This is a genomic window from Micromonospora zingiberis, assembly GCF_004331455.1.
In the GTDB taxonomy this organism is placed as follows: Bacteria; Actinomycetota; Actinomycetes; order Mycobacteriales; family Micromonosporaceae; genus Micromonospora; species Micromonospora zingiberis.
In genome coordinates, this window is record NZ_SJJR01000009.1 from 83,147 (window position 1) to 107,636 (window position 24,490).

Sequence of the window (24,490 nt, forward strand, 5' to 3'; positions counted from 1 at the left end):
CATGAGGGCGAGTTTTCGGCTCGGTCGGATCGTGGGTGTGCCGGTCGGCGTGAACTGGAGTGTCCTGGTCATTTTCGCGCTGATCTGGTGGGGGTTGTCGGCGAACCTGTTCCCGGTGTCGTATCCGGGCCGGTCGGTGGTCGCGTACGTCTTCGCGGGTCTGGCTGCGGCGGTGGTCTTCTTCGGGGGCCTGCTCGCCCACGAGGTGTCCCACGCGGTGGTGGCCAAACGCAACGGGCTGGGCGTGCAGGGGATCACGCTGTGGCTCTTCGGCGGGGTCGCCGAGCTGCGGGGCGAGGCCCGTACGCCGGGCGCGGAGTTGCGCATCGCGGGGGTCGGGCCGCTGGTCAGCCTGATCATCGGCGCGTTCTTTGGAGTGATCGCCATGCTGCTCGGCCTGGCCGGGGTGCACGGGCTGTGGCTGGGCGTGATGGCCTGGCTCGGCGGCATCAACCTGCTGCTGGCGCTGTTCAACATTCTGCCGGCGGCGCCGCTGGACGGCGGGCGGCTGCTGCGGGCGGCGGTGTGGAAGGCCACCGGGGACCGGACCCGGGCGTCGGTGGTGGCGGCCCGCGCCGGTTGGGTGCTCGGCGTGGCGCTGATCGGGTTCGGGTTGTGGCGGTTCCTGACCGGTGCCGGCGTCGGTGGGCTCTGGTTGGCCCTGATCGGCTGGTTCCTGATCGGCGCGGCCACCATGGAGGAGCGGCAGGCGCGGATGGGCAGCGCGCTGCGCGGGGTACGGGTCGCCGACGTGATGACGCCGCAGCCGCAGACCGCCTCGGGTGAGCTGACCGTGGCCGATTTCGTCGACAAGTACCTGTTCGCCTACCGGCACACGGCGCTGCCGTTGATCGAGGACGGCCGGCCGGTCGGCCTGGTCACCCTCGACCGGGTTCGTGGTGTGCCGGCCGACCAGCGGGGCAGCACCACCCTGGAGGCGGTGGCCTGCCGCGCCGACGACCTGGTCCTCGCCTCCCCCGACGAGCAACTCACCGACCTGCTGCCCCGGCTCACCGAGTGCGCCGACGGCCGGGCGCTGGTGGTCGCCGACGGCCGCCTGGTCGGCATCGTCTCGCCGAGCGACATCAGCCGCGCCGTCCAACGCGGCCACCTCCGCGACCACCTAACCCCCACCCGCTGACCACCCACCCCCACCCCACCAGCACCGTCGATCATGCACTTCCGGTCGGTGCAAATGCGAGAAAAAGTGCATACCAACGACCAAAACTGCAAGATCGGCGCGGCGGGCAAGGCACGGCGGGCAAGACGCGGCGCGGCGGGCAAGACGCGGCGCAGCGGGCAAGACGCGGCGCAGTGGGCAAGGCGCGGCGCGGCACGGTGGGCAAGGGGCGGCGCGGTGGGCAAGGGGCGGTGGAGCGGGGTGGGGTGGGGTGTGAGAGGGGTGGGGTTAGTGGGGGAAGAGGTGGGCTAGGGCGGCGGTGCGGAATTTGCCGGTGGGGTCGAGGCGGTGCCGCAGGGTTGCGAAGTCGGACCAGCGGGGATAGCTGGCGGCGATCGTCTCGGGTGCGATGGTGAAGACCTTGCCCCAGTGTGGGCGGGGCACGAACGGGGCCAGGGCCCGTTCCACCTCGGCGACCACCGGCAGCACCTGCGCCGCGTCGGCGATCCAGGTGAAGTGCACGGCGAGGGTGTCGCGGCCGTGCTGCGGGCTGAGCCAGAGTTCGTCGGCGGCGATCGTACGCAGCTCGCTGGTCTGCGACACCGGGGCGATCAGGTGCGCCACCTCGTCGAGCGCGGCCAGCGCGGCGGCGGCGTCGGCGCGGGGCAGGTGGTATTCGGACTGCAACTCGTCACCGCTGCTCGGGGTGAAGCCGAGCCGGAAGTGCGGCAGCCGCTCGTGCCACGGCCCGGCGACGCCGAGTTGCTCGGTGCAGTTGGCCGTCGGCATGCCGGGTACCGGATGCCAGGGGCGGTCGGCCGCCGTGGTGCCGAGCCAGTCCGCCGGGGGCGGGGGCTGGTCCGCGAGCTGCTTGCGCCAGACCTGGGTGCCGCGGGTGGAGCGCCAGTCGGTGAAGACACTGACGCTGTACGCGGAGCGGAGCGCCTCGTCCAGCGCGGGGCGGGGCAGGTCGAGGCGGACGTACTGGCGGATGTCGAAGGTGGGCAGCACGTCCAGGGTGACGCGGGTGACGATGCCGAGCGCGCCGAAGGAGACCACCATCGCGGCGAAGTCGGCGCTGTCGCGGTGCACGGTGCGCAGCTCGCCGGTCGCGGTGACCAGTTCCAGGCCGGCGACGGCGCTGGCCAGGTTGCCGATGTGCGCGCCGGAGCCGTGCGTACCGGTGGCCACCGCGCCGGCCACCGAGATGTGCGGCAGCGAGGCGAGGTTGGCCAGGGCGTACCCCCGCTCGTGCAGCCAGCTGGCCAGGTCGCCGTAGCGCGTGGCGGCCGGCACGTCGACGGTGCGGCGCGTCTCGTCCAGGTGCACGGTGGCCGGCAGCCCGGCCAGGTCGACCAGGTCGCCGGTGGTGTCGCCGAGCCGGTTGAAGGAGTGTCCGCTGCCCACCGCTCGGATCCGGTCGCTGCCGGCGACCAGCGCACACAGTTCGTCCAGCGACGCTGGCCGGTGGTGTGCCCGGGCGGAGTACCGGATGTTGCCCGCCCAGTTACGGTGCGTCGGCACTGCGACCCCCTCTCCGCGCCGGCGGTTACCGCCGGCCCCGTCGGGGAACCCTACGCCGATGAGCAGCTACCGTGATCCCGCCCCTCGGGGCGACGTGTACCCCTCCGAGGAGGAGATCGATCCGGGCGGCAGCGGCGTGGAGCCGGCCAGCGGCCCGGCCGGGGCGTACGCCGGAGTCGAGGCGGGTCAGCCCGGCCCGCAGCCGAACCCGGCACCCGGACCGGCGCCGACGCCGGTGCCCACCCCCGGGCCGCCGCCCCGGGTCGGCGGCGGCGCCCGGTCGATCGTCAGCCGGCACCTGGACGGCTCGGTGCAGGTGGTCACCGACTTCGACGGCGACGGGGTGGCCGACGTGGTGCAGTTCGACCTGGACGGCGACGGGGTGCCGGACGTGACCTATCTGGACAGTGACCGCGACGGTCGGCTGGACACCGTGCTGCGCGCTCCGAGCCGCTGATCGCCGGTCAGAGCTGGCGCATCACCTCGCTGGCGACCAGGTCCAGGTGGTCCAGGTCGCTCAGGTCGAGCACCTGGAGGTAGCTGCGCTGGCTGCCGGCGGCGGCGTACCGGCCGATCTTGTCGACGATCTCGGCGGGGGTGCCGGCCAGCCCGTTCTCGCGCAGCTCGGCGGGCTCCCGGCCGATCGCGGCGGCCCGCCGGGCCACCTCGGCGTCGTCCCGGCCGCAGCAGAGCACCAGCGCGTTGGACCAGGTCAGTTCGTCCGGTTTCCGCCCGATCTCCTGGCAGGCGGCCCGGACCCGGGCGAACTGGGTGACGGTGTCGGCGACCGAGACGAACGGCAGGTTGAACTCGTCGGCGTACCGGGCGGCCAGTTGCGGGGTGCGCTTGGCACCCATGCCGCCGATCAGAATCGGCGGGTGTGGCCGCTGCACCGGCTTGGGCAGTGCCGGTGAGTCGCTGACCTGGTAGTGGCGGCCGGTGAAGTCGAACGTCCCGCCCGACGGGGTACGCCACAGTCCGGTGATCACCGCGAGCTGCTCGTCGAGCCGGTCGAACCGCTCCCCCAACGCCGGGAACGGGATTCCGTACGCGCTGTGCTCGGCGTCGTACCAGCCGGTGCCGATGCCCAGCTCGACCCGGCCGCCGCTCATCTGGTCGACCTGGGCGACGGTGATCGCGAGCGGCCCGGGGAGCCGGAACGTCGCGGCGGTCATCAGCGTGCCGAGCCGGATGGTCCGGGTGTCACGGGCCAGCCCGGCCAGGGTCGTCCACGCGTCGGTGGGTCCGGGCTCGCCGCTGACCGACCCCATCTTGAGGTAGTGGTCCGAGCGGAAGAAGGCGGCGAAGCCGGTCTCCTCGGCGCGGCGGGCCACGGCGAGCAGGTCGTCGTAGCTGGCGCCCTGCTGGGGTTCGGTGAAGATCCGCAGTTCCATGGGTCGAGCATAGAAAGCCGGCGGCGCCGGGTGCGGCGGTCGGGTCTTACCGGGAGGGCGAGCGAGCAAGGTGGACGGAAATCTTTGCAGGGTTTTCAGTCGCACGCAAGGGCCGGCTCGCGGTTGCATCAAGGCGTGAAACAGAGGTTCACAACCATCGACACCCCTGTTACGGTCACGCCATCACCGCAACTTCTTGCATAACTTGCAGGAATCCTTCCCGTCACCGCGACTGCACCTGACCGTCCCCAGAGGAGGGCTCCCGTGCACATTCCCCGTCCCCGCGCCGCGATTCCCGCGGCCCTCCTGGCCGCGACGCTGACCGCGGCCACCCTCACCGCCGTAGCCGGCACCGCCCCCGCCAGCGCCGCCGAGGTACGCGTCAACGGCGACGCGATCGTCCATCTGTTCCAGTGGCGGTGGGACTCCGTCGCCGACGAGTGCGAGAGCACCCTCGGCCCCAACGGCTGGGGTGGCGTGCAGGTCTCCCCGCCGCAGGAGCACGTGGTGCTGCCCAGCGCCGAAGGTGCCACCTACCCGTGGTGGCAGGACTACCAGCCGGTGTCGTACCGGCTGGACGCGACCCGGCGCGGCACGAAGGCCGAGTTCGTCGACATGGTCGAGCGTTGCCGGGCGCAGGGCGTGAAGATCTACGTGGACATGGTGCTCAATCACATGAGCGGCACCGGCTCGGCCGGCAGCGGCCCGGGCAGCGCCGGCACGGTCTACAGCAAGTACAGCTACCCGAACCTGTTCAACGACGGCTCCGGCGACAGCTACGGCTACGCCGACTTCGCGCCCTGCTACCGCCGGATCAGCAACTGGGGCAACAAGCAGGAGGTCCAGGACTGCGAGCTGCTCGACCTGGCCGACCTGAACACCGCCGACCCCGAGGTCCGCCGGAAGATCGCCAAGTACATGAACGCGGTGATCGACCTGGGGGTGGCCGGGTTCCGGGTGGACGCGGCCAAGCACGTGCAGGAGGCGCACCTGGCCGACATCATCAGCCGGCTGCGCGACGTGCCCGGCTTCGGCGGTCGACCGGACCTGTTCCACGAGGTGTACGGCGACGGGACGATCCCCTACACCGCGTACGCCCCCTATGGCGGGGTGACCAACTTCGACTACCAGCGGGCGGTCTCGTCGGCGTTCCGCGACGGCAACATCGCCCAGTTGGGCAACCTACCCAACTACGGTGGCCTGACCGGGCAGCAGGCGGTGGTGTTCGTCGACAACCACGACACCCAGCGGGAGAACCCGACGCTGACCTACAAGAGCGGGGCCCGCTACTACCTGGCGGACACGTTCATGATGGCCCATCCGTACGGTCGGCCCCAGCTGATGTCGAGCTACGCGTTCGGGTCGGTGCACGGGCAGGGCCCGCCCAGCGCTCCCAACGGCACCACCCTGGCCACGGACTGCGCCAGCAGCGCCTGGATCTGCGAGCACCGCGACCCGGGGGTGGCCGGCATGCCGGGCTTCCGCAACGCGGTCGCCGGCACCGGCATCGGGTCGGTGGTCACCGACGGCAACGGCCGGCTGGCCTTCGCCCGGGGCAGCCGGGGGTACGCCGCCTTCAACGCCACCGGCAGCACGTGGAGCCGCAGCTTCAGCACCCCGCTGCCGGACGGCCGGTACTGCAACGTGGGCCGGGGTGCGTACGACCGTGGCACCGGGGCCTGCCCGGGCGGCGCGGTGAGCGTCACCGGCGGTGCCTTCACCGCCGCCATCGCCCCCGACCAGGCGGTCGCCCTGCACGTCGAGGCCCGCCTGGACGGCGCCACCCCGACCCCGACGGCGACCCCGACCGGTACGCCGACGCCGAGCCCCAGCCCGTCCCACCCGGCCGGGTCCACCCGGTTCACCGCCACCGTCACCACCAACCCCGGACAGGAGGTGTACGTCGTCGGGTCGATCCCACAGCTCGGTTCCTGGAACCCGGCGAGCGGGGTGAAGTTGTCCACCACGTCGGGCAGCTATCCGACGTGGACCGGGGCGGTCGACATCCCGGCCGGTACCGCGTTCGAGTGGAAGCTGGTCAAGGTCGGCAACGGTGGGGTGCAGTGGGAGAACGACCCGAACCGCACCGGCACCGGCGCGACGGCGTTCACCGCGACCTGGAACCAACCGGCCAGCAACGCGGTGGTCTCCGTCCAGGCCACCGCCACCACGGTGTACGGCCAGCACGTCTACGTCGTCGGTGACCTGCCCGCCCTCGGTGGCTGGGATCCGGCCAAGGGGGTACGGCTCTCGCCCACCGGCTACCCGGTCTGGACCGGCCAGCTGAACCTGCCCGCCGGCACCACCTTCGTCTACAAGTACGTCAAGCGCACCGACTCGGGCCAGGTGGTCTGGGAGTCCGGCGCGAACCGTACCGCCACCGTGTCCGGGTCGCTGACCCTGACCGACACCTGGCGCTGACCGCACCACCGTGCGGCCCCTCCCGCCACCCCAGGGCGGGGAGATCTTGGTACGAGTGCGCCCCTCAAGGGGCAGATTCGTACCAAGATCTTCCCCGCCCTGGGTGGCGGGCTGGCTATCAGGACGTGTCGGCCTATTGCCGGTCGCTCTTGCTCGGCACTTCGGGTGCTGGCGCCTCTCGGAGGAAGCGCTGATGGTGGCCGCTGGGTCAGCGGCCACCATCAGCTCAGGGGCGGGTGGTTTGCTGCGCTTCGGTTACGGGGTGGGGGTACGCAGGCTGGTGGTGAAGGTGGCCCAGGACGTGGGCGAGAAGGTCAGCACTGGGCCGCTGGGGTCCTTGCTGTCGCGGACGCCCACGGCGCCCCCGAGCAGCACCTCGGCGACCTCCACGCAGGCTCCCTGGTTGCCGCTGCGGCTGCTCTTGCGCCACTGGACAGTCGTCGTGTCAGCCACGGGTGAATGCCTCCATCGTTGCGGTGATCAACGTCCTCGACGACTTCTCGTCGAGTGCTCGTGAGGTCACGTCGTCCCACGCGAGTCTGTACGCCGCGACCTCGGTTGCCTTGTCGAGGTAGAGCGCACCGGTGAGGCTGTCGACGTAGACCAGCGGTGGCTCTAGGGGTTCCGAAGTACCAGGCACATCTGGGAACTCCAAGATGAAGAACGCGGACGTCATGCCACCATGCGCACCGGCCTCGAAGGGGAGGATCCTGATCGTCACGCTGGGCGACCTGCCGACGTCCAGCAGGTGTTGGAGCTGGGCGGCCATGACCTCCGGTCCACCGACGGCTCGTCGGATAGCCCCCTCACCTAACACGACCGCGAGGTGCGGCGGTCGCGGGTTGGCGAGCAGTCTTTGACGCTCCATCCGAAAATCGACCTGCCGCTTTACGTCCTCGGCACCGATGAGGCCCTTCGGTACGCCCGTCACAGCCGTCGCGTATTCACGGGTCTGAAGGAGTCCTGGTACCGCTTCAGGGCCATACTCCCGAATCCGCTCGGCACTGCTTTCCAGCCTGACGAACAGACCGAACCAGCTCGGTAGGCGGGTGTTGGTGTAGTCGTGCCACCAGGCGCTCGCGCCCTTGGTGCGGGTTTCACCCCCGAGGGCAAGCAGCTCGGCGCGGTCTTCGGCGCTGGCCTCGTACAGCTCGCACATCGCCTTGATCTCGATGTCGCGGAACTTGACGCGGGGGTCGCCGGCTTCGATGCGATGGATGGTTGCGGGGCTGCGCTGGAGAAGCGTGGCGGCCTTCTCCTGACTCATCCCTGTCTCTCTACGAAGGGCTGCCAGCTTGCGGCCGATCCTTCGCCTCAACAGGGCCGATCCGTCCGTGTCGGACACGGAGCCTCCTATCACCACTTTGCCAAACAGCAGCATACAAACGATGGGCCACTTGATCACGTTCTGCAAATTGCTGCCCTGACCAGGGCTAACGTCTCGTGGACTGCGCTAATGTGCAACCCCCTTCATGATTTCAATTGACGTGCTGCATTGCATTCTGCCTGACCGCAGCCAGACGATGACTCTCAGCAGGTTGTCGCCCAACCCATGCGGCAGCAGCAATCTCGTCCTCGCCGACCCGGCAAACATCCACTGAGGACAGACACGCACCGCCCTGGAGTCCACAGGCTTCACGAGCCGGGTGCGGGGTCCGCACCGCTTCCCCGATCGGAGCGGTCCCCGCACCCCAGCCGGGGTGCGCGGTCGGCGCCAGGGAAGGCCCGGCCGCGCATCTCTCGCAGAAGGGTGACGACAGTGCGCGTCAAGTCGTTCGTACCGGGACCGGTCGGGGTGACGGCCGGAGGTCGGGGCCAGCGTGAGGGGTGGGGCTGTGGCTCAGTCGGTACCTGAGGTCGCGGCGGGGACGCTGCTGCGGCTCGACCCGGGTGACTGGTCGTACGGGCGGGATCTCACGCCTGGCACGCCCATCGCCGTCACCGTGACGAGCGTTCGGGACCTGCCGAATCGGGCTGAGGAGTGGGTGTGGGTGCTCGGTCACCGGCCTGAGTGCGCCTACCCGCATGTCGAGCGGCATCCCCCGTGCATGGAGGTACGGGTGGCGGTGGCGGCGCTGCGGGGTCGGGAGCGGGCGTCGTGACCGGCACCGAGGAGAGCGACCGGGCCGTGGATCGGTTCGAGTCCGCTCGGAACAGCGTGCTCCAGCACCGCGACGGCGGGACCTGCTTCGACTGTGGCGCGGGCGGGTGCGGGCAGTACGCCTGGGCGGTCGGGGAGTTGGGCCGCCACCGGGGCGGCAGGGAGCTTCTGCGCCGGCTCGGGTTTCCGGTTGACGGTTCGAGCGAGGAAGGCCAGCCTCGGTGAACACCACACCCCACGGTGGCGAGTACGTCCCACACCTGCGTGAGCACCCGGCACCGAGCCGGCCGGTACGGGCCGTCGGCAGCGCCGCCGCGCAGACCACCATTCGCCTTGCCGACGAGTTCTTCTACCTGGCGCACGACGACCAGACCGGCCGCCCGCGTCTGTTCGAGTTCGCCACGGCACACGGTTTGGCCGCCGCGCTGCTGGTCGAGCTGTACCAGGAAGGCCGGATCACCTTCGAGGGACGGCACCTGTGGGTGACCAACGCCTTGCCGCCGAAGGACTGGCTGCAACACCTCGTGCTCGACCGCCTCGCAGCGGAGCCGCGTCACACCGCGACCCGGACGTGGTTGGCGTTTCTCGGCACGACCGCCTACGAGCAGGTGGCGACCCGGATGTGGCAGCTCGGACTGCTCCGGCCGGAGCAGGTCGGCCGGCTGTGGCGGCAACGCGTCGTCTACGTGCCGACGGACATGAACACCGCCGCCTGGTCGTGGGCCCGTCTCTCCTTCCAACTCCGCAACTACCAGCCACTCAACGCCTTTGACGTGGCGTTGGCCGGGCTGGCGTCGCACACCGGACTCGATCCGGTGCTGCTCGACGGCACGCCCCTCGCGATCCGCGCGTCTCTGCGGCAACAGGTCGAGAGGGCCCACCCGCCGCTGCGTGATCTGCTCGCGGATCTCGGTGCCGTGGTCGGTGGTGCCGTGCTGAGCCACCGCACCACCTGAGTACCGCTCTCCCCCACCACCACCGCACCCATCACCCGCTGACCCGGCGTCGCCGCGTCGGGCCGTCACCAACCCCATTCACCTTCGCGGAAAGAGAACTGATGTCCCACACCAGACCTGACACCGTGTCCGCTGTCCTCGCACGGGGACGGCTCGGTATCCCGTCGGTGGTGTTCTTCGTCATCGCCGCCGCCGCACCCCTCACCGTCGTCGCGGGCGGTGCGACCACCGGGTACGCGGTCACCGGCGTCACCGGCATCCCCGTGTCCTACCTGGTCGTCGCGGCCGTGCTCGCCCTGTTCGCGGTCGGGTACGTGGCCATGTCCCGCCGCATCGTCAACGCGGGTGCCTTCTATACCTACGTCACCCGGGGCTTGGGCCGCCCGGCCGGTGTCGGCGCCGCCATGATCGCGCTGCTCGCCTACAACGCGATGCAGATCGGCCTGTACGGCGGGGCCGGCGCGGTCACCGCGCAGTTCCTCAACGACCGCTACGGCTGGCAGCTCACCTGGTGGGTGTGTGCCCTCGCCGTGTGGGCCATCGTCGCGGTCCTCGGGGTCGCGCGGATCGACCTCAACGGGCGGGTCCTCGCCGTCGTCCTCGTCGCGGAATGTGTCGTCGCGTTGACGTTCGACGCCATCATGGTCACCCACCCCGCCGACGGGACGGTCAGTTTCGACACCCTCGCCCCGTCGCATGTGTTCGCCGCCGGGATCGGCGCGGCGCTGGTCACCGCCATCACGGGTTTCGTGGGCTTCGAGGGCACGGTGGTGTTCAGCGAGGAGACGAAGGACCCCCGGCGGACGATCGCCCGCGCCACCTACATCGCGGTCGCCGTGACCGGTGTGTTGTACGGCCTGTCCGCGTGGGCGATGTCCGTGGCCACCGGCCCCGACCACATCGTCGAAGCCGCCCGTACCGACGGCACGGATCTGATCTTCAACCTCGTGTCGCCGTACCTGAGCCAGAGCGTCATCACCGTCGCCCGGATCCTGTTCATCACCAGCCTGTTCGCCGCCCTGCTCTCCTTCCACCACACCGTCGCCCGGTACCTGTTCGCCCTCGGCCGCGAGCGGGTGCTGCCGGCGGTGTTCGGTCGGACCAGCAGGCGTACCGGAGCGCCGAAGGTCGGCTCCCTCGTGCAGAGCGGGCTCGCCCTCAGCGTGCTGGCCGGCTACGCACTCGCCGGGGCGGACCCGATCGTGCACCTGTTCTTCTGGATCACCGTCACCGGCGGCCTCGGCGTACTCATCCTGATGACCATCACCTCCGCCGCCGTCATCGGCTACTTCGCCCGCATCGGCCACACCGAAGGAACCTGGCGGACGCTGATCGCACCCGGAGCCGCCACCATCGCACTCGCCGGGATCCTCACCGCCACCCTGCGCGAATTCGCCACCCTCCTCGGCATCGCACCCGACTCACCACTGCGCTGGACGTTCCCCACCGCCTACGCCGCCGCCGCACTCCTCGGCATCACCTGGGCACTGCTCCTACGCACCACCCACCCCGACGCCTACGCCGCAATCGGCCTCGGCGCCCACAGCGACACCGGACCACTACGCACCCCCGACACCGCCCGCCAACCCACCTGACCAGGAGCTAAGCCGTGACCCTCACCAACAACCCAGTCGTCCGCCCCGCCACCGAAACCGACGCCGGACCGCTGATCGGCGTCCTCGCCGAAGCGTTCCACGAAGGCCCCCTCGCCGACTGGCTCATCCCCGACCCGACCGACCGGCGCACCGTCTACTACCGCTACTTCCGCGACGCGCTCCACCACGGCCTAGAACACGGACAGGTCCACACCACCGCCGACCAGACAGCCGTGGCCATCTGGTACCCCCGACTCGAACCCACCCCCACCGACACCCGGGAACGGCTGGAGGCACTGGAACGCATCGCGGGCCCGCACGCCCCGAAGTTCCTGCTGCTGGAGGAGATGCTCGACGCCTTCCACCCCGACGACCCACACCACTACCTCGCCTACCTCGCCGTCGACCCCACCCGCCAAAACCGAGGCATCGGCGCCGCGCTACTCGCCCACCACCACCGCCGACTCGACCAACTCGGCCTGCCCGCGTACCTCGAAGCCAGCAACCTGCACAACCGGCGGCTCTACCTCCGCCTCGGCTACACCGCCGGCCCCACGATCGCGCTACCCACCCAGGGCCCGGTCATCTGGCGGATGTGGCGCGGCACCCCCACCAACCGAGGCCGGAGCCCGTTCCCACGCACCACGCCACGCCGGCGATCACTGTGACCGCCTCGACCGTGACCACGCCACCCACCCGACCCGCGCAGGCCAGCGGCGCACACACCACTGGCGGCCGGCCACCGCGATCCGTTGACGCCCTCAGCTCGACAGGGCTATACCTAACCTGGCGGCCTCCGGGCCACCACCGCGCAGGGCATCGCCGCTGAAATTCCGGTCAGGTGATTGACCTTCCGACCGGCCGGCGCGTCCGCCGGACCGGTGGACGGTGACACCGTCGCGCTGGTCCGGCAGGAGCGACGGTGCGAGGGCGCCGACGAGGACTGCCGCGACTGACGACGCTGGATCAGCACGGTCAGACGTAGGGCGGTCGGGCGTACGCGGCCCGCAGCGCGGCCAGCCCGGTGGCCTTCGGGCTCAACGTGCCCCAGCCCGAGTTGAAGTAGTTCGTCCGGGCGAAGTACGGCCCGCGCTCGGCGTTGAGCCGGGCGATCGCGGGCGGCACGGTGGCGATCCAGGCCGCCTGGTCCGGAATCTCGGCGACCCGGACCCCCCACTCGGCGACGAGTATCGGTCGGGACAGCGCCACCGGGCCGAGGTCGGCCACCGCCCAGTCCTTGGTCCGCCGGAACCGGTCCAGCGCGGTGTGCGACGGGCTGGTCGCGTAGACGTTCCACTGGAGGAAGTCCAGCCGCGACATCAGCGACTCGGGGTGGGTGCGCTGGAACGACGGCCGGTCGAAGCCGCCGACGCCGACCGAGAAGGTGGTGTTCTGGGGCAATGCCTTGACCCGGAACCAGTTGACGATGTAGGTCATCGCCTGCACCGCCCGGACGTCCGACTCGGCCCAGGTGTACGCCTTACCGGCCTCGGTGGTGCCGAACTCGTGGTCGGTGTCCAGCTCGGAGGCGAGCTGGATGTTCACCCCGAACCCCATCGTCCGGTACTGCGACAGCGCCCGCGCGAACAACCCGTCGCACTGCCCGGCGATGACCTGGCTGTAGCCGTACGCCTTCGGCCAGACGGTCCCCGGGCGTTGCTGGATGGTCATCGCCGGTGCCGGCACCGTGTAGCTCACCCCGTCCACCGTGAAGGTCTGCGGGCCGGCGTCACCGGCGCCGTAGTGCTTCAACTCCAGCACCATGTTGACCTGTACGCCCGACCGGCCCAGGGTGACCAGCCACGGCCGGTTGTAGCCGGGAAAGATGTTGCCGTCGGCGAAGCTGCGGTACTGGGTCAGCGACCGGAAGTTGCCGCCCGACATGTCGGCGGTCGGGTCGGCGTTGCCGGAGAGGTAGTAGCCACCGAGAACCGGTGGGACGAGCGTGTAGTTGGCGACGGCGGTGGCGGTCTGCCCGGTAGAGTCACGCACGGTGACGGTGACCCGGGGCATCAGGCCACCGCCCGATACACGGCCACCGCGCCGTTGTCCGACACCCGCGTCCAGGTACGCCTCGAATCGTCGGTGACGGTGATGGTGAGCGGGTCGATGACGGCGCTGACCTTGGCCGGCGCGCTGCTGTTGCCCTGCGCGTCGGTGACCACCACGGTGACGGTGAGCGTCTTGGTGTCGGGATCGCCGTAGTTGATGGTGAGCAACATCTGCGCACCGGGGGCGTAGGTAGCCGCGTTGAGCGAGGCGGTCACGGTGGGAGAGGCCATGGCGGTTCCTTCCTTGCGGGTTCGCCACGGCCGGCGGAGAGCGTCAGCGGCGCGGCGGGATCGGCGACGGCTCGGATGTGGCCCGGCCATCCGCAGCCTCTCTACCTGCTACAACAGTGCATCGGGGCAGGCCCTGACGTCCTGTCACCTTCCGGACACCACGACCTTGTGGGGAGAATTCCGTATGAAATACCTGATGCTGATCTACGGGAACGAGGAGATCTGGGGCAGCCTGCCCGCGGGCGATCTGACCACGCTGATCGGTGAGGTCGACGCCTTCAACCAGGAACTGCGCGCCCGTGGTGAGCTGGTGGACGTGCAGGGCCTGGTGACCCGGGCCCGGTCGGTGCGGATGAGCGGCGACACCCCGGTGGTCACCGACGGGCCGTACCTGGAGGCGAAGGAGTACGTCGGCTCGTACTTCGTGGTGGACGTCGACAGCGAGCAGCGGGCTCTGGAGATCGCCCGGTCCTACCCGGGCCTGCGGTTCGGTCCCGGCAACAGTGGTGGCCTGGAGATGTGGCCGTTGATGACCGGCACCGAGCAGGACCACTGAGCCTCGACGAGGCCAGCGCCGATCTGCTGCGCCGGCTGTCACCCCAGGTGCTCGGCGCGCTGGTACGCCGCTACGGCGACTTCACCCGGGCCGAGGACGCGGCGCAGGAGGCGGTCGTCGCCGCCGTCGAGGCGTGGCCGCGCGACGGCGTACCGGAGCATCCGGCGGCCTGGCTGCACACCGTGGCCGCCCGCCGGTACGTCGACCAGGTCCGGTCCGAGGTCGCCCGGGCCCGCCGGGAACGTACGGTGCTCGACACCACCCCGCGCGACGCGCTGGTCGGGCCGCCGCCCGACGTCGAAGCACCCCGCGACGACCTACTGGAGCTGTTCCTGCTCTGCTGCCATCCGGCGCTGCCGGCGAGCGCGCAGTTGGCCCTCACCCTGCGCGCGGTGGGCGGGTTGACCACGGCCGAGGTAGCGGCGGCCTTCCTGGTGCCGGAGAAGACCATGGGCCAGCGGATCTTCCGGGCCAAGCAGCGGCTGCGGGAGGCGGGCGCCCGGTTCGCACTGCCACCGGCGGCCGAGCTGGGCCCCCGGCTGGCGGTGGTCCGCCAGGTGCTGTACCTGATGTTCAACGAGGGTTACAGCGCCAGTAGCGGCCCGCAGTTACGCCGGGCCGACCTGACCCGGCAGGCACTGCGACTGACCCGGCGGTTGCACGAGCGGCTGCCCGACGACGGGGAGACCACCGGGCTGCTCGCGCTGATGACGCTGACCGAGGCACGGGCCGCCGCGCGGGTCGGCCCGGCCGGCGAGTTGGTGCCGCTGTACGAGCAGGACCGGCTGCGGTGGGACCGGACGGCCATCGCCGAGGGCAGCGCGCTGGTGGTGCACGCCCTGTCCACCTCACCCCCGGGGCCGTACCAGATCCAGGCCGCCATCGCCGCCGTGCACGCCGAGGCGCCGAGCACCGAGGACACCGACTGGCCGCAGGTGCTGGCCCTCTACGAGCTGCTGGAGCACCTCGCGCCCAACCCGGTGGCGACGCTGAGCCGGGCGGTGGCGGCGGGGATGGTGCACGGGCCCGCCGCCGGGCTGGCCCTGCTCGGGCAGGTCGAGTCGGCCCTCGCCGCACACCACCGGCTGCACGCCGTCCGCGCCCACCTGCTGGAGTTGGCCGGCGACCGGGCCGCCGCCGCGGCGGCCTGGCGGCGCGCGGCCGAACTCGCCGGCAGCGACCCCGAGCGGCGGCACCTGCACCGGCGCGCCGCCGCCGCAGGTGACCCAGGTCACAACGAAACGCGGTAGTTGGCGCCGGATCCGCTCCGATCCACCGGTGAGCGGGCGCCCGTGGTGGGCGCCGCGAGAACCGGGAGGAACGGACATGACCAAGGTGACCGCGCAGCTGTCGGTGTCGCTGGACGGCTTCTACGCCGGCCCACGTCACGACGGCGACGGTGACTGGCTGCGATCGGCGGAGAGCCACGGCTTCTTCCGGGTGACCCGCTGGGTCACCGAGGCGATGTCCTGGCGCGAACGGCAGGGGTTCGCCGGCGGCACGCACGACGTCAACTCCGAGATCGTCGGCGAGTCGTTCGAGGCGGCCGGCGCGTACGTGATGGGCCGCCGGATGGCCGACGGCGGTGAGGTGCCGTGGGGCGACGAGCCGCCGTTCCGCGCGCCGGTCTTCGTGGTCACCCACCGGCCCCGCCCGACCCTGCTGCGCCAGGGCGGGACCAGCTTCAGCTACGTCACCGACGGTGTGGCGAGCGCGGTGGCGCAGGCCCGGGCCGCCGCGGGCGGCAAGAACGTGGCGGTGGCCGGCGGCGGCAGCCTGGTCCGGCAGGTACTGCGCGCCGGCCTGCTCGACGAACTGGAACTGCACGTGGTGCCGGTGGTGCTGGGCACCGGGCTGCGCCTGTTCGACGCCGACCTCGGCCTCGACGAGTTCGAGGCGATCGAGCTGACCCCCACCCGCGTCGTACCCACGCCACAGGTCACCCACATCCGGTACGCCGTACACGGCCGTGCCCCGCTGGTCCTGGACGACCGGGGCAGCGGCACCGGGGTTTGAGCGTCGCGGGCGCGCTATCGTCGATCACTTGGTGCCGGCCGGCCCCGGCCGGTACCCAGTCGCCCGACCGGACACTTCGGAGAGTCACTTGTCGGCATTCACCCTTCCGTCCGAGGATGTGCTGCGCGCCCGGGAGAAGCTGGTCCTCGACCATTTCGAGGACGAGGTTCGCCAGGACTGGGACAGCGTGCTCACCACCTTCCCGCACCCCCACTACGAACTGATCGCCTCGATGACGGTGCACGACGGCGACGCCGCGGTGCGCGGGTACTACCACGAGACCCGGGTCGCCTTTCCGGACCAGCACCACGAGATCATCTCGATGCGGCACAGCCACGATGCCGTGATCGTCGAGTTCTGGCTGATCGGCACGCACCTCGGCCCGCTCGGCAAGATCCCGCCGACCGGTGGTCGCCACCGCACCCGGATGACCGCCTACTTCATCTTCGACGAGCACGAGAACCTGGTCACCGAGCGGGTGTACTTCGACCAGCTGTCCATCCTCAAACAGGTGATCAGCGGTCTGGACAAGAAGCGACCGCGCGATCTGCTCACCCTGCTACGCGTCGTACGCGGAATGCTCGCGATGGCCGGCGGCAAGCCGGACCCCCGCCTGCTCAGCCAACCGGCAAACGGTGAGGCGTGACGCCGTACCGAACACGATCAGCCGCGGCACCGATCGGGACAACGGGGACCGGCACTTGAGCCTAGAGTGACGGCACATGTGTCGATCAAGGAGGCGTGGTGTCCGAGCCGCCACCGGCCGAGTCGTCCCCGGATAGCGGGGAGTCCGGCGAGGCCCCCGTCCCACCCGCTGTTCCGGCGGCCCCCGCCGGAACAGCGCCCCAACTGCTGGTCGCGCCGCAGACCGATGGGCTGCCGGCCATCGTGTGGCCAGGGCCGGCCGACCAAACCGCCTGGGCCATCCCGGTTTCCGTACCGGCCGGCACCCTGGGTTACGCGATCTTCCTACCGCTGGTGCCGGCGGGCGACCTGCCGGGCGGCGCGCCACCACCTCCGCCCGCCCCGGCCGGAACGTCGTCCACCGCGCCGACCCCCGCAGCCGCGCCCAGCAGCAGCCCGGCAGCGGCAACCTCGACCGGCCCGGTAGCGGCGGCACCACCGGCCCAGCGGAGGCCGACGACGACCGTGCCGGTCACCCCCGCGCCCGCGTCGACGGACTCCGGTGCGGACGAGCCATCGGCGACCACCGCGCCGGACTCCCCCGCCACCGACGAGCCGAAGACCGGCACTCCGGCAGCGCCAGGCGACGCACCGGCACCGCCCACCGGCAGCACCCCGACATCGCCCACCGGCAGCGCCCTCAGCAGCACGCCGGCCTCGGCCAGCGGCGCCGCGGCGGGGCCGGGCGGCCGGACGTCGCACTACCCGCCACCCGGCTCGCCGTACGCCTTCCAGCGCACGCCGCTACCGCCGACGTTCTTCCAGCGGGCGTGGCCCGGCCCGGCACCGGCCCGCAACTGGGCCACCCCGCTGGCCGTCCTGGCCGGCGCGCTGGGCGTGGCGGCCTTCGTGCCGCTGGGCCGCACCGGCATCGGCTGGTTCCTCGGTTGGCTGGTGCTCACCGCCGGCGTGACCATGGCGGTACGCCAGCACACCGCCGAGCTTCCCCGTGCCGAACGCTGGGTCCGGGCCGGCTGGGCCGGCGCCGCCCTGGCGCTGCTCGCCGTGCTCACCTTCCGCAACGCCTGGTGGCTGGTGACCTTCTGCGTGTTCGGGGCGCTGGGCTGCGCCGCCCTGGCCATCGTCGGTGGACAGCGGGTGCGGTCGATCCTGTTCAGCCTGGTGGCCGCCCCGATCGCCGGATTGCGCGGGCTGCCATGGGTACGTGGCCACCTGCGCTCGCCCGGCAGCCCCGGCGCGGTACGCCGCGTCGTCGGGTCGGTGGCCGCCACCGTACTCGTGCTCGTGGTGTTCGGTCCCCTGCTCTCCTCCGCCGATGCCGCCTTCTCCCGGGTGCTCGGCGCCGTGGTGCCGGAGATCAGTGTCAGTGGCGTGTTCCGGTGGCTGTTCCTGGCGGCCGTGGGCGGCCTGATCGCGGTCGCCGCCGTCTACACGATCGCCGCGCCGCCGGACCTGTCGGCCGTGGACCGGGCGACCGGACGGCGGGTCGGCCTGGTCGAGTGGGCGCCACCGATCGCCGCGCTGACGGCCCTGTTCGGTGGCTTCGTCGCGGTGCAGTTCACCGTGCTCTTCGGTGGGCAGCGGCACGTGCTGCGGACCACCGGTCTCAGTTACGCCGAGTACGCCCGCAGCGGCTTCTGGCAGTTGGTCGTGGTGACCGTGCTGACCCTGGCGGTGCTCGGTGGGGTGACCCGTTGGGCCCGCCGGGACCGGCACCTCGACCGGGTGCTGCTGCGGGTCCTGCTCGGCCTGCTCAGCGCGCTGACCGTGGTCATCGTGGTGTCCGCGCTGTCGCGGATGTACACGTACCAGAAGGTGTACAGCTTCACCGGCGAGCGGATCTTCGTGATGGCCTTCGAGCTGCTGCTCGGCGCGGTCTTCCTGATGGTCCTGGTGGCCGGCGTACGCTGGCGCGGCGGTTGGATCCCCCGGCTGGCCACCGCGCTGGCGGTGGTGATGCTGCTCGGTCTGGCGGTGCTCAACCCGGAGGACTACGCGGCCCGCCGCAACGTCGCCCGGTACCAGGAGACCGGCCGCGTCGACGCCTGGTACCTGCGTGCGCTCTCCGCCGACGCCACGCCGGCGCTGGCCGCCCTGCCGGATCCGGTCCGCCGGTGCACGCTCAGCTGGATCGCCGACGACCTGGCCGAGCCGGACCCGTGGTACGCCTGGAACCGGGGCCGGGACCGGGCCCGCGCGGTGCTCGACCGGCTGGGGCCGGAGGCGATCGGCAACCAGCGTGACTGCCGTCGCGCCGACCAGTTCGACCTGCCGAAGACCCGCCGTTAACCCGGGCTGACCGGCATCCGGGTGACGGCTGGGCACCGCCCGCCCCCGTGGCCCGGACGCCCGGCGGGACGCGACCAGCGCGGTGGCGCGGACGTCGGCCGATCTCCACCGATTTGATCACGTAAAGCGCTTGGAGTGATCTTACGAAACAGCCTCGTACAAGGCCGCAACCAGCGCGTTTCCTTGTTGGCGATCTCCTGGAACACGCCGTCCGTACGGTCCGCTCGCGCTCGTACCGACGGCGCGATAAGGAGAGTCGCAGATGGCCCGTTTCGCACCCCCGCGGGGGCGGATCCGACTGACGGCCGCGGTATCGGCCGCCGCCCTAGCTGGCTGCATCGCCGCATCCGGCCTCACCGCCACGTCCGCCGCCGCCACCGAACCCGGCGAGGGATCGACAGCTACCGAAGGGTTCACCGTCGAGAGCCTGCCCGACGGTGGGGCGCGAGTCACGCTACGGCTCGACGAACCGCTGCCGGTCCGCGACGCGGCGCCCGAACTCGCCGTCGACGGCGAGATCATCGGAGCGGCCAAGGAGTCGCCCGACGGCCTGAGCCTCGTCGTGGAGACCACCGACACCAGCGTCACCAAGGCCAAGCGTGTCGAGGTCGCCTGGAACGGGGTGGTACCCGGGTCGGTGGCGTCGCCACCGAGATCGGCCGCCGCCCCGACGACACCGAAGGGCCTGAAGAAGAAGCAGCTCTACACCGACCCGGCGCAGCCCGGTCCGTACCAGGTCGAGCGGCTCGACTACGACCTCGGCGACACCGCCACCACACTCTCCGGCCTCAGCGGCCTGCCGGCGGAGATCCGGGGCGCGGTCTACGCTCCGGCCGGGGCGAAGGGTCACCGACCCGTGGTGATCTTCCTGCACGGCCGCCACTCGGCCTGCTACAACCCGACCACCCGGGGCACCAACAACACCAACTGGCCCTGTGCGACGGGCTTCATCCCGATCGACAGCTACCTCGGCTACACCGAGACCGCCGAGGCCCTGGCCACGCACGGCTACGTGGTCGTGTCGATCAGCGCCAACGGGATCAACGCCAAGGACGCCAGCTTCACCGACGACAACGGCGCCGTCGCCCGTGGTCAGCTCGTGCTGGACAACCTGGACCTGCTGGCCACGTGGAACACCACCAGCGGGCACCCACTGGCCGGACGGCTGGACATGTCCAACGTCGGCCTGATGGGTCACTCCCGGGGCGGTGAGGGAGTCGTCGAGGCCGCACTGCTCAACGCCGAGCGCAAGCACCCGTACGGCATCCGGGCCGTGCTGCCGCTCGCGCCGGTCGACTTCGGCCGGCCGACGATGCCGGACGTGCCGATGGCGGTGCTGCTGCCCTACTGCGACGGTGACGTCTCCAACCAGCAGGGACAGCACTTCTACGACGACACCCGCTACTCGGTGCGGGACAACGTGCTGCGCTCCGCCCTCATGATCATGGGCGCGAACCACAACTTCTTCAACACCGAGTGGACGCCCGGCGTCTCGATCGCGCCGTCGAACGACGACTGGTCGCCGGCCAACGACGAGGTGTGCGGCAGCGCCGCGCCGAGCCGGCTGAGCAGCGCCGAGCAGCGGGCCGTCGGCACCGCGTACATGGCCGGGTTCTTCCGGCTCGTGCAGGGCGGGGAGACGGTGTTCCTGTCGCTGTTCGACGGCACGAACGGCACCGTGCCGTCGGCCGGTCGCGCCGAGGTGCACGCCCAGGCCCAGCAGCCCGGCTCGCGCCGGCTGGACCTGGCGCCGCTGGAGGGCCCGGCCGGGAACGTCACGGTGAGCGGCTTCGACCTGGGCGCCTACTGCTACAGCGTGGCGGCCCGGGTACGCCCCGGCGACACCCCCTGCTCGGCGACCACCGCGACCTCCCGGGTCCCGCACTGGACGCCGGCGACCTTCGCCCCGTCGGTGCCGATCAGTCCGGTCCTGCGGCTCCAGTGGAGCGCCGCCTCGACCGATCCCGAGGTCCGCGTGGCGCTCGGTCCGGGCGAGGGGAACGTCACCAAGTACGACGCGCTCACCTTCCGGGTCGCCCGGGACGAGTCGGCGGTCGGCGACGTCGACCTCGCCGTGACCGTGGTCGACAAGTTCGGCGCCACGGCCAGCGTGCTGGTCGGCGCCGTCAGCCCGGCGCTCACCCCGTTCCCCGCCTCGACCAACACGTCGAACGGGATCAACCGGCTGGGCAAGACCTGGCTGCGTACCGTCCGGGTGCCGATCGCCTCGTTGACCGGGGTGGACGTGACCAGCCTCCGGCACCTGACCGTGCGACCGGCCACCCCGACCGGTGGGGCGTACCTGTCCGACATCGCGCTCGACAGCCCGGGGGTCGGCGGTGGCGGCGCCACCTCCGCCGTGCTGGTCAGCATCGAGGACACCACGGTCGCCGAGGGCGACGGACCGGGCACCGCCACCATGAGGCTGTCGCTGAGCGGCAAGCTCAAGGCGGCGGCGACCGTCCAGGTCCAGACGGCGGCGAGCGGGTCGGCGACCGCCGGTCAGGTCCCGGCGCAGTCGTTCCCGGTCACCATCCCGAAGGGCGCCACCAAGGCGACGATCGAGGTGCCGATCGTCGGCAACACGGTCGTGAACACCGCCTCGCTCCGCTACAAGATCACGATCTCGGCGCCGGTCGGTGCCGCGATCGGCGACGGGTTCGCCTGGCTGACCGTGCTCGACGACGACACGGCCTGACGGCCCGTACCTGGTGGGGTCGACCCGGTCCCGGTCGACCCCACCAGCCTCGCCTCGCCGCTCGGCGTCACCAGGGCTCGGGGATGTTCAGCGCCAGGCGGCGCTGGGTGCCGGGGACCGGCTGATAGCAGGCGGATGCCTCCAGGTTGTAGCTGTGGTCCGGCCGGTGGAAGGAGGCCGTACCGCCGGTGACGCGGTGGGATGGTTTGGCGCGGTCCTCGTTACAGCCGGGCCGCCGTGCGGACGAGCCCGGCGACGTCCCGGGAGCGGCTGTGCGGGGGCCAGGCGAGGACGGTGGTGACGTGGGGTGCGTCGGCCAGGGGTACGGCGGTGTGCGCGTCCCACAGCCACGATCGCGAGGAGGCGCAGAGAACGGCCACGGTGCGCCCGAGCGCGATCAGCTGGGCCAGTTGCGCCTGGTCGTGGATCTCCGGGCCGGGGCCCGGCTCGTAGCTGCCGTCGTGACGGGGCCAGCGGGCGACCGGCAGATCCGGTACGGCGGCGAGATCAGCCATGGTCAACGACGTACGCGCGGCGAGCGGATGCCCGGCGGGCAGGATGGCGACCTGCTGCTCGGTCAGCAGGTCCTCGGTGTCGAGACCGGCGAGGGCGTCGAAGGGCCGCTGCATGAGTGCGACGTCGGCGCGGCCATCGCGCAACATTCGCGCCTGATCTCCCATGCCACACAGCAGCACCTCGATCTCGGTCGCGTCAGGTTCGGCGGCGTGGGCGTCGAGAAGCTTCCGCAACAGCTCGTGGTTCGCGCCGGCCTTCGTCGCCAGGATCAGCCGCTTCGTTCCGGACGCGGCCCGTCGGGTACGGCGGGCGGCCGCGGCGGCCGCGTCGAGGATGGCTCGGGCCTCGCCGAGCAGTAGCTGCCCCGCGCTGGTGAGGGTGACGCCGCGGCGGTCGCGTTCGAGCAGGGTGACCCCGAGGCGCCGTTCGAGCTGCTGGATCGCCCGCGACAGCGGCGGCTGTGCGATGCCGAGGCGCTCGGCTGCCCGGCTGAAGTGCAGTTCCTCGGCGACTGCGACGAAGTACCTGAGCTCGCGGGTCTCCAGCGGGTCCACGGTCCGACGATACTGCGGTGATACCGACCAGGTATGACAGCGCACCGGAACGGTGTAACGACACCGCTGGCCGCCGAGCCACCATCGTCGTCATGAGCGACCAGAAGACCGCGCTGGTGACCGGCGCGAACAAGGGACTCGGATACGAGATCGCGGCAGGGCTGGGCGCCCTGGGCTATCGCGTCGCGGTGGGAGCCCGCGACCGGGCCCGGGGGGAGGCGGCCGTGAAGTCGCTGCACGCCACCGGAGTCGACGCGTTCGTCGTACCGCTGGACGTCACCAGTGACCGCAGCGCCACCGAGGCCGCCGAGCTGATCGAACGCCTGGACGTCCTCGTCAACAACGCGGGCATCTCCGGCGAGACCGGACCGGGATGGACCCAGGATCCGACCACGCTCGACCTCGACGTCGTCCGCCAGGTCGTGGACACCAACGTCTACGGCGTGATCCGGGTGACCAACGCGATGCTGCCGTCGTTGCGACGCTCGGCCTCCCCGCGCATCGTCAACATCTCCAGCAGCGTCGGGTCGGTGACCTGGCAGGCGGATCCGACCATCGAGATCGGCCCGATCATGGCGGCCTACTCGCCGACGAAGTCGTACCTCAACGCCATCACCGTGCACTACGCGCGACAACTCGCCGGCACCGGCATCCTCGTCAACGCCGCCTGCCCCGGCCTGGTCGCGACCGACTTCACCGGCTTCCAGGGCCGCCCGCCGCAGCAGGCCACGGCAACCGCGATCCGACTCGCCACCCTGCCCGACGGCGGCCCGACCGGCTCGTTCTTCAACGACGACGGCGTCATCCCCTGGTAGCTCCACCCAGCCCGCAACCGTCGATCATGGAGTTGTGGTCGGTGCATCCATCCCGCTCACGGGTGCCACAACTCCATGATCGGCAGGACGGTCGGTCGACGGTACGGTGCCGGCGTCGCAGCCAGGTCCGCACCGCCTCCCGGCACGCCAACCCGTCACCAGCCGCGCGCTGATCGTTTCTTGGAGCGGATCGAGGCACGGGAGCTAACCGGAACACGAGCCAGGCGCTGGCTCGGGTGAGCGGCGGCTAGGCGGTCATGGGTACACGCGACGCGCGCTCGGATACGGGCCCTTCCTCGGGTACATGATCACGTATCCGGGCAACGCGGTGATTTGCCAGGCCGGCTCCACGTCCGCGATCGCCCAGGCCACGATTTGGAAGAGTTCGTCGGCGGTCTGCCCCTCGGCCGTGACGTCGACGAACACCTGCTTGTGGAACGGTGCCTGTTGGTATCGAAAGACGTATGGGAGGGATTCCTTGAGACGCTTCAGGAGGTGGGCGACCGTGTAGCGACCGGGGGTGACGCTCTCGCAGACCCAGTCGAGGTTCGCCGGGTGCATGACGTCGAAATGATGCGGCTTCTTGGAGAAGTCGGTCGTGTCTCGCTCCTTGCCGGGGTCGTTGTTGCCGAACCCGTTGTTGTTCCAAGGTGCTTGACCCTCACCCCTGTAGCGCGCGATCAGCAGTTTCTCGGGCGCTACGGCGTGGAGATCCTCCTCGACGTAGATGCAGGTGAACATCATACGGCCGACGTGCAGGCGGCCCGAGATCTTGGTCAGGTGCTCCATGAGTCGGCCGGGTAATGAGTTGTCCGCCTTGCCGACGTAGACGAAGCGGGCGTCCTCGTAGAGCTGGTACACGCCCGGGCGCGGAGAGATGGCGGCGAGGTTGATCAGGTTGAGGGGCGCTGGTGTCAACTCATCCAACGCCGTGGCGAGCTGGTCACCGAGTGCCCGGGTGATGCTTAGTCGGAACTCAGCGCTGTTGGGCATGGACGACAGCGACCT

General features: G+C 71.0%; 23 protein-coding genes. 15 read left to right on the forward strand and 8 right to left on the reverse strand.

The window, feature by feature from the left end; genetic code table 11:
• Position 1: 1 nt before the first annotated feature.
• Entirely contained in the window at positions 2 to 1,141 is a 1,140-nt protein-coding gene (locus tag E0H26_RS15220) for a site-2 protease family protein (RefSeq protein ID WP_131304305.1), read from the forward strand.
• Between the two features lie 267 nt (positions 1,142 to 1,408).
• Here the strand turns inward: E0H26_RS15220 and E0H26_RS15225 are convergent, their stop codons facing one another.
• Positions 1,409 to 2,644, reverse strand: a complete 1,236-nt coding sequence (locus tag E0H26_RS15225) for a D-arabinono-1,4-lactone oxidase (RefSeq protein ID WP_131304306.1) — start codon at positions 2,642 to 2,644, stop codon at positions 1,409 to 1,411.
• A gap of 58 nt (positions 2,645 to 2,702) precedes the next feature.
• Here E0H26_RS15225 and E0H26_RS15230 point away from each other — a divergent pair, with 58 nt between their 5' ends.
• Complete coding sequence (locus tag E0H26_RS15230; protein WP_131304307.1) at positions 2,703 to 3,101, forward strand: hypothetical protein; 399 nt, start codon at positions 2,703 to 2,705, stop codon at positions 3,099 to 3,101.
• Between the two features lie 7 nt (positions 3,102 to 3,108).
• Here the strand turns inward: E0H26_RS15230 and E0H26_RS15235 are convergent, their stop codons facing one another.
• Positions 3,109 to 4,038: an LLM class F420-dependent oxidoreductase gene (locus E0H26_RS15235; protein ID WP_131304308.1), complete on the reverse strand. Its 930-nt coding sequence runs from the start codon at positions 4,036 to 4,038 to the stop codon at positions 3,109 to 3,111.
• A 264-nt stretch (positions 4,039 to 4,302) separates the two neighbouring features.
• Here E0H26_RS15235 and E0H26_RS15240 point away from each other — a divergent pair, with 264 nt between their 5' ends.
• Positions 4,303 to 6,459: a carbohydrate-binding module family 20 domain-containing protein gene (locus E0H26_RS15240; protein ID WP_131304309.1), complete on the forward strand. Its 2,157-nt coding sequence runs from the start codon at positions 4,303 to 4,305 to the stop codon at positions 6,457 to 6,459.
• A 255-nt stretch (positions 6,460 to 6,714) separates the two neighbouring features.
• Here the strand turns inward: E0H26_RS15240 and E0H26_RS15245 are convergent, their stop codons facing one another.
• Together E0H26_RS15245 and E0H26_RS15250 are read right to left on the reverse strand one after the other, a co-directional pair.
• Positions 6,715 to 6,912, reverse strand: coding sequence for a DUF397 domain-containing protein (locus tag E0H26_RS15245; protein ID WP_131304310.1), 198 nt, complete (start codon positions 6,910 to 6,912; stop codon positions 6,715 to 6,717).
• Positions 6,905 to 7,840: a helix-turn-helix domain-containing protein gene (locus E0H26_RS15250; protein ID WP_165521888.1), complete on the reverse strand. Its 936-nt coding sequence runs from the start codon at positions 7,838 to 7,840 to the stop codon at positions 6,905 to 6,907. The genes E0H26_RS15245 and E0H26_RS15250 overlap by 8 nt, the downstream gene beginning before the upstream one ends.
• A 454-nt stretch (positions 7,841 to 8,294) precedes the next feature.
• Here E0H26_RS15250 and E0H26_RS15255 point away from each other — a divergent pair, with 454 nt between their 5' ends.
• From E0H26_RS15255 to E0H26_RS15275, 5 genes are all read left to right on the forward strand, one after another.
• Positions 8,295 to 8,561 carry a hypothetical protein gene (locus E0H26_RS15255; protein ID WP_131304311.1) on the forward strand — a complete coding sequence of 89 codons (267 nt, stop codon included), beginning with the start codon at positions 8,295 to 8,297 and terminating at the stop codon, positions 8,559 to 8,561.
• The gene (locus E0H26_RS15260) at positions 8,558 to 8,785 is read left to right on the forward strand and encodes a hypothetical protein (protein WP_131304312.1); all 228 of its coding nucleotides are present in this window, start codon (positions 8,558 to 8,560) and stop codon (positions 8,783 to 8,785) included. The genes E0H26_RS15255 and E0H26_RS15260 overlap by 4 nt, the downstream gene beginning before the upstream one ends.
• The gene (locus E0H26_RS15265; RefSeq protein ID WP_131304313.1) at positions 8,782 to 9,516 is read left to right on the forward strand and encodes a GOLPH3/VPS74 family protein; all 735 of its coding nucleotides are present in this window, start codon (positions 8,782 to 8,784) and stop codon (positions 9,514 to 9,516) included. Before E0H26_RS15260 ends, E0H26_RS15265 begins: the two co-directional genes overlap by 4 nt.
• Positions 9,517 to 9,617: 101 nt before the next feature.
• Positions 9,618 to 11,111 carry an APC family permease gene (locus tag E0H26_RS15270; RefSeq protein ID WP_131304314.1) on the forward strand — a complete coding sequence of 498 codons (1,494 nt, stop codon included), beginning with the start codon at positions 9,618 to 9,620 and terminating at the stop codon, positions 11,109 to 11,111.
• A 14-nt stretch (positions 11,112 to 11,125) separates the two neighbouring features.
• The gene (locus E0H26_RS15275) at positions 11,126 to 11,779 is read left to right on the forward strand and encodes a GNAT family N-acetyltransferase (protein WP_131304315.1); all 654 of its coding nucleotides are present in this window, start codon (positions 11,126 to 11,128) and stop codon (positions 11,777 to 11,779) included.
• A gap of 307 nt (positions 11,780 to 12,086) precedes the next feature.
• Here the strand turns inward: E0H26_RS15275 and E0H26_RS15280 are convergent, their stop codons facing one another.
• Positions 12,087 to 13,124 carry a hypothetical protein gene (locus E0H26_RS15280; protein ID WP_131304316.1) on the reverse strand — a complete coding sequence of 346 codons (1,038 nt, stop codon included), beginning with the start codon at positions 13,122 to 13,124 and terminating at the stop codon, positions 12,087 to 12,089.
• Entirely contained in the window at positions 13,124 to 13,393 is a 270-nt protein-coding gene (locus E0H26_RS15285) for a hypothetical protein (protein WP_131304317.1), read from the reverse strand. The genes E0H26_RS15280 and E0H26_RS15285 overlap by 1 nt, the downstream gene beginning before the upstream one ends.
• Before the next feature lie 184 nt (positions 13,394 to 13,577).
• Between E0H26_RS15285 and E0H26_RS29345 the strand changes: the two genes are divergently transcribed.
• The 6 genes from E0H26_RS29345 to E0H26_RS15315 all read left to right on the forward strand — a co-directional run bounded on the left by E0H26_RS29345 (position 13,578) and on the right by E0H26_RS15315 (position 21,597).
• A complete protein-coding gene (locus E0H26_RS29345) occupies positions 13,578 to 13,949 on the forward strand; it encodes a YciI family protein (protein ID WP_206025144.1) in 372 nt (123 codons plus the stop codon).
• Positions 13,913 to 15,199, forward strand: a complete 1,287-nt coding sequence (locus E0H26_RS15295; RefSeq protein WP_240742190.1) for an RNA polymerase sigma factor — start codon at positions 13,913 to 13,915, stop codon at positions 15,197 to 15,199. The genes E0H26_RS29345 and E0H26_RS15295 overlap by 37 nt, the downstream gene beginning before the upstream one ends.
• A 76-nt stretch (positions 15,200 to 15,275) precedes the next feature.
• Entirely contained in the window at positions 15,276 to 15,965 is a 690-nt protein-coding gene (locus E0H26_RS15300; protein WP_131304319.1) for a dihydrofolate reductase family protein, read from the forward strand.
• A gap of 88 nt (positions 15,966 to 16,053) precedes the next feature.
• Positions 16,054 to 16,611, forward strand: coding sequence for an ester cyclase (locus E0H26_RS15305; RefSeq protein ID WP_131304320.1), 558 nt, complete (start codon positions 16,054 to 16,056; stop codon positions 16,609 to 16,611).
• 98 nt (positions 16,612 to 16,709) lie between these two features.
• Positions 16,710 to 18,899: a DUF4153 domain-containing protein gene (locus E0H26_RS15310; RefSeq protein ID WP_131304321.1), complete on the forward strand. Its 2,190-nt coding sequence runs from the start codon at positions 16,710 to 16,712 to the stop codon at positions 18,897 to 18,899.
• A 262-nt stretch (positions 18,900 to 19,161) separates the two neighbouring features.
• Positions 19,162 to 21,597: an alpha/beta hydrolase family protein gene (locus E0H26_RS15315; RefSeq protein WP_131304322.1), complete on the forward strand. Its 2,436-nt coding sequence runs from the start codon at positions 19,162 to 19,164 to the stop codon at positions 21,595 to 21,597.
• A 221-nt stretch (positions 21,598 to 21,818) separates the two neighbouring features.
• Here the strand turns inward: E0H26_RS15315 and E0H26_RS15320 are convergent, their stop codons facing one another.
• Positions 21,819 to 22,658: a LysR family transcriptional regulator gene (locus tag E0H26_RS15320; protein ID WP_206025152.1), complete on the reverse strand. Its 840-nt coding sequence runs from the start codon at positions 22,656 to 22,658 to the stop codon at positions 21,819 to 21,821.
• Positions 22,659 to 22,759: 101 nt separating this feature from the next.
• Here E0H26_RS15320 and E0H26_RS15325 point away from each other — a divergent pair, with 101 nt between their 5' ends.
• Positions 22,760 to 23,482 carry an SDR family oxidoreductase gene (locus E0H26_RS15325; RefSeq protein WP_131304324.1) on the forward strand — a complete coding sequence of 241 codons (723 nt, stop codon included), beginning with the start codon at positions 22,760 to 22,762 and terminating at the stop codon, positions 23,480 to 23,482.
• Positions 23,483 to 23,737: 255 nt separating this feature from the next.
• On the opposite strand, the gene E0H26_RS15330 is transcribed toward E0H26_RS15325, so the two are convergent.
• Positions 23,738 to 24,475: a GIY-YIG nuclease family protein gene (locus E0H26_RS15330; RefSeq protein WP_131304325.1), complete on the reverse strand. Its 738-nt coding sequence runs from the start codon at positions 24,473 to 24,475 to the stop codon at positions 23,738 to 23,740.
• Between the last annotated feature and the right edge of the window lie 15 nt (positions 24,476 to 24,490).

Excerpts from the sequence above, each read along its gene's own strand:
- E0H26_RS15220 (WP_131304305.1), top strand. The coding sequence starts at position 2 with ATGAGGGCGAGTTTTCGGCTCGGTCGGATCGTGGGTGTGCCGGTCGGC.
- E0H26_RS15230 (WP_131304307.1), top strand. The coding sequence starts at position 2,703 with ATGAGCAGCTACCGTGATCCCGCCCCTCGGGGCGACGTGTACCCCTCC.
- E0H26_RS15235 (WP_131304308.1), bottom strand. The coding sequence starts at position 4,038 with ATGGAACTGCGGATCTTCACCGAACCCCAGCAGGGCGCCAGCTACGAC.
- E0H26_RS15250 (WP_165521888.1), bottom strand. The coding sequence starts at position 7,840 with ATGCTGCTGTTTGGCAAAGTGGTGATAGGAGGCTCCGTGTCCGACACG.
- E0H26_RS15270 (WP_131304314.1), top strand. The coding sequence starts at position 9,618 with ATGTCCCACACCAGACCTGACACCGTGTCCGCTGTCCTCGCACGGGGA.
- E0H26_RS15280 (WP_131304316.1), bottom strand. The coding sequence starts at position 13,124 with ATGCCCCGGGTCACCGTCACCGTGCGTGACTCTACCGGGCAGACCGCC.
- E0H26_RS15285 (WP_131304317.1), bottom strand. The coding sequence starts at position 13,393 with ATGGCCTCTCCCACCGTGACCGCCTCGCTCAACGCGGCTACCTACGCC.
- E0H26_RS29345 (WP_206025144.1), top strand. The coding sequence starts at position 13,578 with ATGAAATACCTGATGCTGATCTACGGGAACGAGGAGATCTGGGGCAGC.
- E0H26_RS15300 (WP_131304319.1), top strand. The coding sequence starts at position 15,276 with ATGACCAAGGTGACCGCGCAGCTGTCGGTGTCGCTGGACGGCTTCTAC.
- E0H26_RS15315 (WP_131304322.1), top strand. The coding sequence starts at position 19,162 with ATGGCCCGTTTCGCACCCCCGCGGGGGCGGATCCGACTGACGGCCGCG.
- E0H26_RS15325 (WP_131304324.1), top strand. The coding sequence starts at position 22,760 with ATGAGCGACCAGAAGACCGCGCTGGTGACCGGCGCGAACAAGGGACTC.
- E0H26_RS15330 (WP_131304325.1), bottom strand. The coding sequence starts at position 24,475 with ATGCCCAACAGCGCTGAGTTCCGACTAAGCATCACCCGGGCACTCGGT.